Genomic DNA, 12,929 nt, shown 5'->3' on the forward strand with positions numbered 1-12,929 from the left:
GCGCGATCGGCAACGCCGACGCAATCGACCTGTCAGGAGCGCAGTACGTTGCCACTGAGCGCGTCCCGGATCGGCGTGGGTTGGGCCAGGCCGCCGGTCTGCCCATCGAGGATGCCGTCGAGCAGGCGCAGCAGGCGTGGGTCCAGTTCTTCGCGGCTGCGCGCGGGGGGCTCACCGGCAAGGTTGGCGCTGGTGGAGACCAGGGGGCCACCCCAGGCCTGGCACAGCGCCGCGACCAGCGGGTGGGCGCTGATGCGTACCGCGATGCCGCTGTGTTCGCCGGTGATCCAGGCTGGCGCGCGGGTGCCGGCGGGCAGGATCCAGGTGTTGGCGCCGGGCCAACTGGCCAGCACTGCGCGCTGGCGTGCATCGGGCAGTGCCTGCAGGCGCACCCAACCCTGCAGCTGCGACAGGTCAGCGGCCACCAGGATCATGCCTTTCTCGATCGGGCGCTGCTTCAGCCGCAGCAGCGTGTGCACCGCTGCCTCGTGCGCAGGGTCGCAACCCAGGCCCCAGACCGCTTCGGTCGGGTAGGCAATCACCCCGCCACTGCGGAGCGTGGCGACTGCGGTGTCCAGTGTGAGTTCTTTCATGGCGGCGACCGGGCCCGGCGTGGGCCTTCATTATCCCCCCGCTGCGTGCAGAACGGGTGGAACGGTGGGCGCGGACCGTGGGTCCGCTCACCTTGGCAGATCATCCACGCATGGCGTGGATCTACTTGACAGCCTTCTTGACCGCCTTCTTTGCCGGTGCCTTCTTGGCCACGGCCTTCTTCGCAGCCGCCTTCTTGGCCGGCGCCTTCTTGGCAGCCGCCTTCTTCGGCGCGGCTTCCTTCTTCACTGCCGCCTTCTTTGCCGGGGCCTTCTTGGCGGCAGCCTTCTTGGCGCCGAAGCCCTTGCGCACCGGCTTGCCGGTTTCTTCCATCAACTGCTGCACTTCGGCCAGGGTCAGCGATGCCGGTTCACGATCCTTGGGGATCTTGCCGTTCATCTTGCCGTCGCTGATGTACGGGCCGAAACGACCGTTCAGCACCTGGATGTCGCTGCCGTCGAACTCCTTGATGATCCGGTTGCGCGCGATTTCTTCCTTCTCTTCGATCAGGAACACGGCGCGGGCCAGGTCGATGGTGTACGGATCGTCTTCCTTCTTCAGCGAAGCGTAGGTGCTGCCGCGCTTGGCGAACGGGCCGAAGCGGCCGATGCCGACGCTGACGTCCTCGCCCTTGTCCTCACCCAGCGCGCGCGGCATCAGGAACAGCTCCAGCGCGTCTTCCAGGGAAATGGTGTGCATCGACTGGCCCGGCCGCAGCGAAGCGAACTTGGGCTTGTCCTCGGCATCCTCGGCGGTGCTGCCGATGGCCGCGTACGGCCCGAACCGGCCCAGGCGCACGCTGACCGGCTTGCCGGTCTTCGGGTCGGTACCCAGTTCGCGCGCACCACTGGCCTCGGCACGGTCGACCGATTCCTTCTTGTCTTCGACCAGTTCCTTGAACGGTCCCCAGAAGCGCGACATCAGCGGAATCCACTCTTCCTCGCCACGCGAGACGGCATCGAGCTCGTCCTCCAGCTTGGCGGTGAAGTCGTAGTCGACGTACTGGGTGAAGTGGCTGGACAGGAACTTGGACACCGCACGGCCGACATCGGACGGGCGGAAGCTGCGGCCTTCCATTTCCACGTACTTGCGGAACAGCAGGGTCTGGATGATCGAGGCGTAGGTCGAAGGACGACCGATGCCGTACTCTTCCAGTGCCTTCACCAGCGCCGCTTCGGTGAAGCGCGGCGGCGGCTGGGTGAAGTGCTGGTCGGCCACGATGCGCTCCAGCGGCACGCGGTCGCCCGGCTTCATCGCCGGCAGCTTGCGGCCTTCGTCGTCATCCTCGGCGCTCTTGCTGTCCTTGCCTTCCTCGTACACGGCCAGGAAGCCGGGCACCACCACCGTGGTGCCGCTGGCGCGGAACACGTGTTCGCTGCCGGCCGACAGATCCACGCTGACGGTGTTGAGCGTGGCCGGGATCATCTGGCAGGCCACCGCACGCTTCCAGATCAGCTCGTACAGCTTGCGCTCGTCGTCGGTCAGGAACCGCGCAACCTGGGCCGGGGTGCGCAGTGCCGAGGTCGGGCGCACCGCTTCGTGCGCTTCCTGGGCGTTCTTGGACTTGGTCTGGTAGGTGTTGGGCTGGTCGGGCAGCGAGGCGATGCCGTAATCGCGGGCAATCACGTCGCGGATTTCGGCCAGCGCATCCTGCGACAGGTTCACCGAGTCGGTACGCATGTACGAGATCAGGCCGACCGTGCCTTCGTCGCCGCCGATGTCCACGCCTTCGTACAGCTTCTGCGCGACCTGCATGGTCTTGCGCGTGGTGAAACCGAGCTTGCGCGAGGCTTCCTGCTGCAGCGTGGAGGTGGTGAACGGCGGCGCGGGGCGGCGCTTGCGCTCCTTGCTGGCCACGTCGGTGACATGCAGGGCGCCCTGTGCGGCCTGCTGGATGCGCAGGCGGGCGGCCTCGGCGGTGTCGCCGTCGGTAACGGTGAACTGCTCGAACTTCTGCCCGTCGAGCTTGACCAGCTTGGCGTTGAAGTGCTGCGAGGGATGCGCGCACTCGGCGGCGATCGACCAGTACTCGCGGGCGATGAAGGCTTCGATCTCTTCCTCGCGCTCGACGATCATGCGCAGCGCCGGGCTCTGCACGCGGCCTGCCGACAGGCCTCGCTGGACCTTGCGCCACAACACCGGCGACAGGTTGAAACCGACCAGGTAGTCCAGCGCGCGGCGCGCCTGCTGGGCATCGACCAGGTCGCTGGCGATCTCGCGCGGCTGGCTGATCGCTTCCTTGATCGCGCGCGGGGTGATCTCGGTGAAGACCACGCGCTGCATCGGCTTGTCCTTGACCAGCCCACGCTCCTTCAGGATCTCGGCGATATGCCAGCTGATCGCTTCACCCTCGCGATCCGGGTCGGTCGCCAGCAGGATGTCGTCGGCGCCCTTTGCGGCCTTGGCGATCGCATCGACATGCTTCTCGTTCTTCTCGATCACGTCGTAATGCATGGCGAACCCGTTGTCCGGGTCAACCGCGCCTTCCTTCGGGATCAGGTCACGCACGTGCCCATACGAGGCCAGGACCGTGTAGTCCTTGCCGAGGTATTTGTTGATCGTCTTGGCTTTGGCCGGCGATTCAACGATGAGCAGGTGCTTGGGCATGGCAGCAGGGTCTGTGGGTAAGCCGCGGGGAAGGGCCGCTAGGGTGGAGCAAACGGCCGCATTAGTGAAGCGGCCACGGGCAAATCAATAAACTGAACGCCCGGGACTGTGCCGGGCGTTCAGGTTTCACCTTATTAGAGGAATCACGCCTGGCCTGCCATTGTCAAGCAGGGGGGCGTGAGGATGGCCGTCCGCGACGGCGCATTGGCCCTCGATCCGCGATCACGACGCCATGCTGGCGATGACGCCGACGGCGAAGATGATCGCGGCGAAGCCGGCCAGCATCAGCAGGCCGCCCAGCACCAGGATCACGATGGTCACCGTGCCCATTTCGCGGCGCTGCAGCTGCGGCTGGTCGGTGTAGGCCCAGCGGTCGACCACCACGGTGTCGCAGATCAGGTCATGCAGGCCCTGCTTGCGCTCGGTGAAGGCGGCCATCAGGTAGCCGATGCAGAGGGTCAGGCCACTGAGGATGGTGGCGAAATAGCGGCCGATGCTGCGGCCCAGGGTCAGGCGATCGCCATTGCCGCGCACGACCTTGATGCCGATGGCCATCTTGCCGAGGGTGGCACCGCCACGGGAGGCATGGAACCAGCCGTAGTAGGCGACGGCGATGAACAGGCCAGCCAGGCCACTGATCAGCTGGGTGATCACTTCCACCGCTGTTTCGCCGCTGCCGGCAGCGCCCATGCCCGCGCCGAGCACGAAGCCCAGCACGCCACCGACCACGCCGCTGGGAATCAGCAGCACGAAGTAGTCGATCAGGTAGGCGGCAAAGCGCTTCCAGAAGCCGGCGTAGACCACTTCGCCGCCCTGCACCGGCTGCGAATGGTCACTGCCGCCCGCGCCGGGCGCGGCGTAGGGCGAGCTGCTGAGGGCGCCGGTGCCTGGCAGGGGCGCGGTGCCGTTGTCGATCGCGGCGTAGTCGTTGCGCAGGTCGAAGCCACCGGTGGCGGTGGACGTGCTGGCATCGGCCAGGGTCTGCAGGCCCAGCTCTTCCGCCACCTGCCGCAGTGGCGCCCACTGCCCCATGCCTTCGCGCCAGACCAGGGTGTCCAGGTTCAACTGGCCGCGCTGGAAACGCTGGCGGATCTCGGTGATCTCCAGCGGTCCCTGGCGTTGCTGGCCTTCGGCGTAGTACCACTCAGTCATTGCATGTCCCCTGTTGGGTCGTCCTTGGTGGGTTGCCCGATGCGCGGCTCAGCCGCGGCATTGCGTCGGCAGATACTTGTCGTCGCTTTCGCCACTGCATTCCCAGCGCCCGCTGTCGCGGTCGTATTCGAGCCAGAGCAGGTCGCCATCCTGGCTCTTGCCGGGAACCGCCAGCGTCGCTTCGATACCGCAGTGGCCATTGTTGAAGCGGCCGATATGCACGGCCGACAGGCCCTGGCCTGCGAATTCGTCCGCCGCCGGGAAGCCGGCATCGTTGGCGCCCGGGCAGCGGCCCTGGTCATCGGCGAAGTGCTGGACCTTGTCCTTCAGCGGCTGCAGCACGGTGATCGCGCCGGCGACCTTGGCCTTGATGGTGTAGTCGTTGTAGGCCGGCAGGGCGATCGCGGCCAGGATGGCCAGGATCGGCACCACCACCAGCAGTGCAACGCCGCCGATGATGGCGGTCAACGCGCAGCCGGACAGGCCCTTCTTCGCGACCGGCGCAGCGTCCATCGGCGTGGTCGCGTACGGAGAGACAGGGGGAAGCGTTGGCGGCAGAGGGGCTGCAGGCGGCGGCGGTGGCGCCGCGGCGGCTGCATCAACGGCGGGCACGATCAGGCCCAGTTCGTCGACCACGTTGCGCAACGGCTGCCATTGCGGCAAGCCGTCGCGCCATACCAGGGTGTCCAGGGTGATCTGGTTGCTGCGGAACAGCTCGATCAACTGTTCCGAGGGCAACGGGCCTTGCTGGCGGTTGCCTTCGGCGTGGAACCACTCACTCACGGGGACGCTCCTGAATGCGCACGGCCCCCAAGTGTACGGTCAGTGCAGGGGTTCTGGCTCGTCCACGAACATCTGCGTTTCCATCCAGGCATAGGCCGCCTCGGCACCGGGCTGGTTGAACAGCACCATCAGCACGACCCATTTCAGGTCGTCCAGGTCCAGTTCGTCCTGGTCCAGGGCCATCGCCCGGTCCAGCACCAGTTCGCGCTGGCCGGCATCAAGGATGCCGTGCTGTTCCAGGTACAGCAGGAAGCCACGGCACTCCACGTCAAGCTTGTCCAGCTCTGGGCCATGATAGATGCGCACCGGGCCATCGACCCGGGCCTGGGCCGCGCTTGGGCGCTGCGCTGCCAGGGCATCGAGCCATTCGAATGCCTTGTTGATCTCAGTGGGGCTGAAACCGGCCTGGATCAGGCCATTCTGCAGTGAGTCGCGATCACGGATCAGGTCCGCATCTTCGCTGAAATAGTGTTCAAACAGGTACAACAGTACATCCAGGATGCTCTCTTTCATTGCCCCTCGGCCTGCGTCGCGCGACGCTGTGGAGGTGAAGAAACTAGGGACGTCGACAGTAGCGGCCGTGTACGCACACCACGATCCCCGCAAGTTCCATGGCCAGCAGCATGGAGGACACCTCCGACGCCGTCAATCCACACTGCGTGATCAGTGAATCCATACTGATTGGGTCGTGCCCCAGCGCCCGCCACAAGCTCTGGTAGTCAGCGTCGTTCGCCCAGCATGCCGGCAGGTCTGCCGGCGCTGCCTGTTCAGTGGGGGTGGCAAGCCGGGTTTGCAAGCCCGGAAGCTGGTGGCGCAGGGCCGGGGCCAGCAGTTCCAGCACTTCTTCGGGGCGTTCGACCAGGGCAACCCCTTCACGGATGAGCCGGTGGCAGCCGGCGGCGCGCGGATTGAGCACCGAACCGGGTATCGCGCAGACCTCGCGGCCGGCGTCGGCTGCCAGCCGGGCGGTGATCAGGGCGCCCGAGCGTTGTGCGGCCTCGACCACTACCGTGGCCAGGGCCAACCCGGCCACCAGCCGGTTGCGCGCGGGGAAGTGCCCCGGCCGTGCGGGGGTGCCTGGCAGGTACTCGCTGAGCACCGCGCCGTCGGTGGCGATTCTTGCCTGCAGGCGGGCATGGCTGATGGGATAGGCGCGGTCCGGGCCAGTGCCTATCACCGCGAGGGTGCAGCCGCCCGCGTCCAGTGCCGCCTGGTGGGCGGCTGCATCGATGCCTGCCGCCAATCCACTGGTCACCGCCAGCCCGGCCTCGACGAAGCAGGTGGCGAACCGGGCGGCGAGGGCACGGCCGGCGGGGGTGGGTGAACGGCTGCCGACCAGGGCCACCGCAGGGCGCCAGGCGATGGCCGGATCGCCGGCAACGAACAGCGCCAAGGGCGGGTTGGGTGCGTCGAGCAGGAGGGGCGGGAAGGCTGGATCGTTGCAGGCCAGCAGATGATGATCAGGCTGCTGCAGCCAGCGTTGCGCAAGCGAGAGGGTGCGGGTATCGGGACGCTCCAGCGCAGCGCATTGTTCCGGCGTGCAGCCGTGGGCCCGCCAGCCGGCAACGCCCAGCGCCAACGCTGCATCCGCATTGCCTGTGCTGTGCAGCAGGGTGCGCCTGGGAGCCAGGGAACCACCGGCGATCAACAGGCGCAGCAGCGCCTCATGTCCATGCTCAGTCATCCCCCGACTATCGGCCTCATGCAACAAAGGCGCCCTAGGGCGCCTTCGCGTATTGCTGTCAGGGTATCCCGGAGGTTGCCGGCCGATGCGGCCGGCACTCCCCGCCGGGGCCGGGCGGGGCCCGGCGCTGGTTCATTTCGCGTCCGGATGCAGAGCGCTGTAGCCCACACGCACCGGCTTCACACCCTGCATCACCAACGCATAGCTGACGTTGTCGAAGGTGCGGAAGACCATGGCATGCGCGGCGTACTCATCCGGCAGGGTGACCCGGCCGGCGCCCGTGCTGACCGAGTCGTCCATGCGCGAGGACCCCGGGAACTTCATCCGGTGCGCCACGTGGCTGCCCTGGCGCCACAGCGAGAACACGGTGCCGTTGTCCACGCCCTGGGCGCGGCCAGCGGAAATCGCGATCACATCGCGCGGACCGCCGGTGCTGAACATGTCGGTGACCGCCAGTACGCGCACATCCAGGCCTTCCACGCCGGCGGCGGGCACATGCGGGAAGAACTGCAGGTCGTACGGCGTGGCTTCCACCGGCACCAGACGATCGCCGGCACGCACTTCACGGCCGCCGCTGGCGTTGTCCAGGACCAGAGTGGAGGCTTCGGTCCTGCCGCCCGCCACCTTGGTGATGGTGCCGGTGCCGACCTGCGCCAGCTCGTAACCCAGGATGCCGCGGCGGTGGTTGGGCGCGCTGAAGGCCTTCCAGAGATTGCCGCTGCCGGGGGTGACATCGCCGTTGGCGGTCAGGTCCTCGGTGGGCTTGGGCTGGGCATAGCGCACGGTCGGGCGGACCACGGCCCAGCGCTGTCCGGCCTGGGCGTCCGCCAGGCGCACATAGGCGGTCTGCCCACCGGTGGCGCGCAGGCGGTTGTCTTCCAGGCCGACCACATAGGGCAGCTGCTCGATGCTGTCGACCACGCTGAGCTGCTTCAGGAACGGCTCGACCTGGGCCAGCGGCACGCCGGTCACCGGAGCTTCCTGGCGCGGGCCGGGCTGGGCCGTCACCCGGTCCAGGTAGGCCAGGCTGAGGACGTCACCGGGATAGATCAGGTGCGGATTGGCAACCTGTGGATTGGCCTGCCAGATCTCCGGCCACAGCCATGGTTTCTGCAGGAATCGTCCTGCAATGTCCCACAGGGTGTCCCCTTTGCGGACCACATAGGTGTCCGGGTGCCCGCCATTCACTTCCACGGCGGTAGCATAGGCAGCCACGGTCAGCATCGCCGCGGCGACGACCGTACGAAAACGAAGCAACATAGGTGTGAAGCCCTGATTCCCCAACAGGTTCGCGCACTATAGTCCAGAAACCGGGGCGCAAGGCAAGCGTTGGAGCTAGAATCTGCGACGTATGCCGGCGTACCCCGGCCCCAACCCCGGAAACTGCCATGGCTTTACTCCCCATCCTTGAGTTCCCCGATCCGCGCCTGCGTACCAAGGCTGCGTTGATCGATGCCGCCGAAGTGACCACGCCGGCGTTCCAGGAGCTGCTCGACAACATGTTCGAGACCATGTACGACGCCCCGGGCATCGGCCTGGCTGCCAGCCAGGTGGACGTGCACCAGCGCTTCATGGTCATCGACGTGAGCGAAGAAAAGAACGAGCCGCGCGTCTTCATCAACCCGGAAATCGTCGCCAAGGACGGGGGCCAGGTGTACCAGGAAGGCTGCCTGTCGGTGCCTGGCATCTTCGCCGACGTGACCCGTGCCGACACCATCACTGTCAAGTTCCTCGACCGCCAGGGGCAGCCGCAGGAGTTGACCACCGACGGTCTGCTGGCGGTCTGCGTGCAGCACGAGATGGACCACCTGGACGGCAAGCTGTTCATCGATTATCTGTCGCCGCTCAAGCGCGAGATGGTCCGCAAGAAGCTGGCCAAGCAGCGCAAGCACGTGGCGTGATCGCTGCTCCGGGCCGCCCTTCGGGGTGGCCCGCGCCTGCGCGTGACGCGCGGGCCGCATGGCGCCGGCCGACGGCGCCGTTTTTTTTCCTGCACGATTTCATCCTGCAAGTGGGGTTGCCATGAGGATTGTCTTTGCCGGTACGCCGGAATTCGCGGTGTCATCGCTGCGCGCGGCCGCGCGTCATCACGAGGTGGTGGCTGTCTATACCCAGCCCGATCGCCCTGCCGGTCGCGGCCGTGGTCTGGCGCCTTCGCCGGTCAAGCTGGAAGCGGTCGCCCGTGGCATCCCCGTGTACCAGCCGGAAACGCTGAAGGACGAAGCGGCCCAGCAGCAGCTGCGTGACCTGCAGCCGGACCTGATGGTGGTGGTGGCCTATGGCCTGATCCTGCCCAAGGCGGTACTGGCCATTCCGACCCACGGTTGCTGGAACGTGCATGGTTCGCTGCTGCCGCGCTGGCGCGGCGCCGCACCAATCCAGCGCGCCATCCAGGCCGGTGACAGCAGGACCGGCATCTGCCTTATGCAGATGGAAGCCGGCCTGGATACGGGCCCGGTGCTGCTGCACCAGGAGCTGCCGATCGCCGCTACCGATACTGGTGGCCAGCTGCACGACAAGCTGGCCGAGCTCGGCGCGCAGGTGCTGTCCGATGGGCTGGGCCTGCTGCGCGCCGGCATCAAGCCGATCGCACGGCCGCAGCCTGAGCAGGGCGTGACATACGCGCACAAGCTGGACAAGGCCGAGGCGAAGCTGGATTGGGCGCAGGACGCCGAAGCGCTGGCGCGCACGGTGCGTGCGTTCAACCCGTGGCCGATTGCCGAGGCACTGCTGGCCGGTGAGCGCGTGCGCATCCATGGCGCGGTGGCGCTGGATGTGGCGCATGGCCAGGCGCCGGGTACGGTGTTGGCCGCTGGCCGCGAGGGCATCGACATCGCCTGCGGCCAGGGCGCGCTGCGCCTGCGTGTACTGCAGCGGGAAGGCGGCAAGGCCATCACTGCGGCCGACTACCTCAATGCCCGCCGTGACCTGCGCGTGGGGGTCTGACGGGTGAGCAAGGCAGACGATTTCTCCATCGCCAAGGCGGCGCCGGGTGCGGCCACCCGCATGCTGGCCGCGCGCGTGCTGGCGCAGGTGTTCACCCGCGGTCGTTCGCTCAAGGCCGAGCTGGCCTGGGCGTTGCCCAAGCTGGCCGACACCCGCGACCGCGCGTTGCTTGAAGCGTTGTGCTTTGCGGTGCTGCGCCGTCGCAGCACCTATGACGCTGCCCTGCAGGCGTGGATGCAGAAGCCGCTGTCCGCGCGCGACGCCGACCTGCGCACGCTGCTGATGGTGGGCTTTGCCCAGTTGGATGTGCTGGCCCTGCCGGCCCATGCGGCGCTGTCGGCCACGGTCGATGCTGCGCGCGCACTCGGCCGTGAACGCCAGGCTGGCCTGGTCAATGCGATCCTGCGCCGCGCCCAGCGCGAGGGTTTCCCCGAACAACCTGCACGCGACGCATTTCCGGTCTGGCTGGCCGAGGCCGTCGAGCGCGACTGGCCGGCACAGGCCGAAGCGATCTACGCCGCCAGCCTGCAGCCGGCGCCGCTGTGGCTGCGTGCCAACCGCCAGCAGGGCGGGCGCGAGAAGATGATGGCGGCCCTGGCCGAGGCGGGCATTGCCGCCGAAGCCAGCCCACTGAGCGCCGATGCGCTGCGGCTGGCCGTGCCGGTCCCGGTGAACCAGCTGCCCGGCTTCGGCGAAGGCCTGCTGTCGGTGCAGGATCTGTCGGCGCAGTGTGCAGCCGACGCGCTGGCGCCGCCGGCAGGCAGCCGCGTGCTCGACGCGTGTGCCGCCCCGGGTGGCAAGTCGGCGCACCTGCTCGAGCGTGACCCCGGCCTGCGATTGCTGGCGCTGGATATCGATGCCCGTCGTCTGGCGCGCGCAAGGGATACGTTCGCCCGCACCGGTGTGGGCGAAGGCGCGCAGGTGCAGGTGGCCGATGCCAGCGATCCGGGGGCATGGTGGGACGGCATTCCGTTCGACGCGATCCTGCTGGACGCACCGTGCTCAGCCACTGGCGTCATCCGTCGGCAACCGGACGTGATGTTCCATCGCCGTGCGGAAGACATCGATGCGCTGGTCGGCATCCAGGCCCGCCTGCTGGAAGCCTGCTGGTCGATGCTGCGCCCCGGTGGTGTGCTGCTGTATGCCACCTGCTCGATCCTGCGCGCGGAAAACGTCGATCAGGTAAAGGGCTTCCTGAAATGGCACGCGGATGCGGAAGCGGTTGCGCTGGGTGACGCATTTGGTCTGGATTGTGACGGTATTGCTCGCCAGCGCCTGCCCGGTGAAAACGATGCTGACGGATTTTTCTACGCGCGTCTGCTAAAAAAGGCCTGACCCAACCGCCGTCCGAGCCCCCATGCTGAAAACCCCTGCGTCACGCCAGACATGGCTGTTCGTTGTGATGGCCCTGCTGGTGTTGGGTGCCGGGCTGGGACTGCGTGACCCCTGGCCTTCGGACGAACCGCGCTTCGCCCTGGTCGCCAAGCAGATGGTGGACAGCGGCGACTGGCTGTTCCCGCACCGGGGGCTGGAGCTGTACTCGGACAAGCCGCCGATGCTGATGTGGTGGCAGGCCACGCTGTACAGCGTGATCGGCAACTGGCGCGTGGCGTTCCTGCTGCCTTCGCTGATCGCTGCACTCGGCACGCTGTGGTGCGTGGTCGACCTCGGCCGGCGCCTGTGGACCCGCCAGGTCGGCCTGTACGCTGGCTGGGCGCTGCTGTTCGCGCTGCAGTTCACCTTCCAGTCGAAGAAGGCGCAGATCGACCCGCTGGTGGTGTTGTTCATCACCCTGGCCAACTATGGTCTGCTGCGCCACCTGCTGCTGGGGCCTGCCTGGCGCTGGTGGTGGCTGGGCTGGTTCTTTGCCGGCATCGGGGTGATCACCAAGGGCGTGGGCGTGATCGCGCTGCTGATGATCGTGCCAGCGGTGATCGGCTCGGTGCTGCACTGGCCGCGGGTGCGGCTGCATGCGCGTGACCTGCGCTTCTGGCTGGCACCGCTGGCGTTCGTGCTGGCCATCGCGCTGTGGCTGGTGCCGATGGTGATGACCGCGCTGGCCACCCGCTCCGGCGAATACCTGGCCTACATGGACGACATCCTGTTCCGGCAGACTGCCAAGCGCTATGCGCAATCGTGGGATCACCACCAGCCCTGGTGGTACTTCCTGGGCACCATGCCGTCGATGTGGATTCCCGCCTTCCTGGCGGTGCCGTGGGCGATCCCCGCCTGGCGGCGCCGGCTGCAGCGCCGGGACGCACGCTATCTGTTGCTGCTGGGCTGGTGGGCCCTGATCGTGCTGTTCTTCTCGATCCCCAATGGCAAGCGCGACGTCTACATCCTGCCGGCGCTGCCGATGTTCTGCCTGGCACTGGCACCGTTGCTGCCGGGGCTGCTGCGCCGGCGCGATGCGCAATGGCTGCTGGGTGCGTTCACCCTGCTGCTGTCGCTGGGGACGTTGGCCGCCGGTCTGTCTGCCCTGCTGGGCAAGCCCGGCTTTGAAGTACGGCTGATGCAGACGCGGGGCATCGGCAATGGCGAGATGAACGCTCTGGCCTGGGCAGCCATGGCGATGGGCGGCTGGGGTGTGGCCAGCCTGCTGCTGTTCGGGCGCGCCCGCCGCGAGCTGGCCCTGGTCTCGACCCTGACTGCCGTCTGGGTGCTGTACAGCCTGATCGGCTATCCGCTGCTGAATGATTCAAGTTCCGCCCGCGGCCTGATGCGGCACACCGGCCAGCGTATCGGCGCCGATGCCGAGCTGGGACTGGTGGCCTGGAAAGAGCAAAATCTGCTGATGGCCGACCGCCCGGCAGCCACCTTCGGTTTCAACGAGCCTTGGGATGCGCAGCTGGCTGCGGCCGTGGAATGGCAGCAGTTGGCGCCCCGGCGCCGCTGGTTGCTGGTCCACGAAGACGCGCTGTTGCCCTGCATCGACCGCAACCACGCCGAGTTGGCGGGAATTGCCAATCGCCGCCGCTGGTGGCTGGTACCGGCTGCTGCCGTGCAGGGCCGCTGCGTGGCCAGCGCGGAGGAACGCGAACGTGAACGACGGCTGCAACGTGAGGAATAACCATCCTGGCCCGTGCTTGTCCAGACTGCCCAAGCGACAGCAAAGGCAGTAAAACGTCAGCGTGGGATTGGCCGTGCCGGTGATCCCGTTCATTCC

At 67.3% G+C, this 12,929-nt stretch carries 11 protein-coding genes; 4 read left to right on the plus strand and 7 right to left on the minus strand.

The features are described 5' to 3' along the window. Positions 1-32: 32 nt before the first annotated feature. The 7 genes from K5K93_RS14975 to K5K93_RS15005 all read right to left on the minus strand — a co-directional run bounded on the left by K5K93_RS14975 (position 33) and on the right by K5K93_RS15005 (position 8,077). The gene (locus tag K5K93_RS14975; protein WP_093818112.1) at positions 33-593 is read right to left on the minus strand and encodes a Sua5/YciO/YrdC/YwlC family protein; all 561 of its coding nucleotides are present in this window, start codon (positions 591-593) and stop codon (positions 33-35) included. A 121-nt stretch (positions 594-714) separates the two neighbouring features. Beyond that, positions 715-3,198 carry a DNA topoisomerase I gene (locus K5K93_RS14980; RefSeq protein ID WP_222388299.1) on the minus strand — a complete coding sequence of 828 codons (2,484 nt, stop codon included), beginning with the start codon at positions 3,196-3,198 and terminating at the stop codon, positions 715-717. Positions 3,199-3,420: 222 nt separating this feature from the next. After that, positions 3,421-4,350: an RDD family protein gene (locus K5K93_RS14985; RefSeq protein WP_222388300.1), complete on the minus strand. Its 930-nt coding sequence runs from the start codon at positions 4,348-4,350 to the stop codon at positions 3,421-3,423. Between the two features lie 48 nt (positions 4,351-4,398). Then, entirely contained in the window at positions 4,399-5,133 is a 735-nt protein-coding gene (locus K5K93_RS14990; protein ID WP_093818109.1) for a GYF domain-containing protein, read from the minus strand. 39 nt (positions 5,134-5,172) lie between these two features. After that, entirely contained in the window at positions 5,173-5,646 is a 474-nt protein-coding gene (locus tag K5K93_RS14995; protein ID WP_025879062.1) for a DUF494 family protein, read from the minus strand. 43 nt (positions 5,647-5,689) lie between these two features. Then, a complete protein-coding gene (gene dprA, locus K5K93_RS15000) occupies positions 5,690-6,817 on the minus strand; it encodes a DNA-processing protein DprA (protein ID WP_222391089.1) in 1,128 nt (375 codons plus the stop codon). 132 nt (positions 6,818-6,949) lie between these two features. Then, a complete protein-coding gene (locus K5K93_RS15005) occupies positions 6,950-8,077 on the minus strand; it encodes a LysM peptidoglycan-binding domain-containing protein (protein ID WP_093818107.1) in 1,128 nt (375 codons plus the stop codon). A 128-nt stretch (positions 8,078-8,205) separates the two neighbouring features. On the opposite strand from K5K93_RS15005, the gene def reads away from it, so the two are divergent. The 4 genes from def (at position 8,206) to K5K93_RS15025 (ending at position 12,833) form a co-directional block, all read left to right on the plus strand. Continuing rightward, the gene (gene def / locus K5K93_RS15010) at positions 8,206-8,718 is read left to right on the plus strand and encodes a peptide deformylase (protein ID WP_025879059.1); all 513 of its coding nucleotides are present in this window, start codon (positions 8,206-8,208) and stop codon (positions 8,716-8,718) included. Positions 8,719-8,839: 121 nt separating this feature from the next. Then, on the plus strand, positions 8,840-9,763 hold the full coding sequence (fmt, locus tag K5K93_RS15015) for a methionyl-tRNA formyltransferase (protein WP_093818106.1): 924 nt from the start codon (positions 8,840-8,842) through the stop codon (positions 9,761-9,763). Between the two features lie 3 nt (positions 9,764-9,766). Next, on the plus strand, positions 9,767-11,098 hold the full coding sequence (rsmB, locus tag K5K93_RS15020; RefSeq protein ID WP_222388301.1) for a 16S rRNA (cytosine(967)-C(5))-methyltransferase RsmB: 1,332 nt from the start codon (positions 9,767-9,769) through the stop codon (positions 11,096-11,098). Positions 11,099-11,120: 22 nt separating this feature from the next. Then, positions 11,121-12,833, plus strand: coding sequence for a glycosyltransferase family 39 protein (locus K5K93_RS15025; protein ID WP_222388302.1), 1,713 nt, complete (start codon positions 11,121-11,123; stop codon positions 12,831-12,833). Positions 12,834-12,929: the final 96 nt, after the last annotated feature.

The organism is Stenotrophomonas sp. DR822 (genome assembly GCF_019793815.1).
Classification (GTDB): domain Bacteria; phylum Pseudomonadota; class Gammaproteobacteria; order Xanthomonadales; family Xanthomonadaceae; genus Stenotrophomonas; species Stenotrophomonas indicatrix.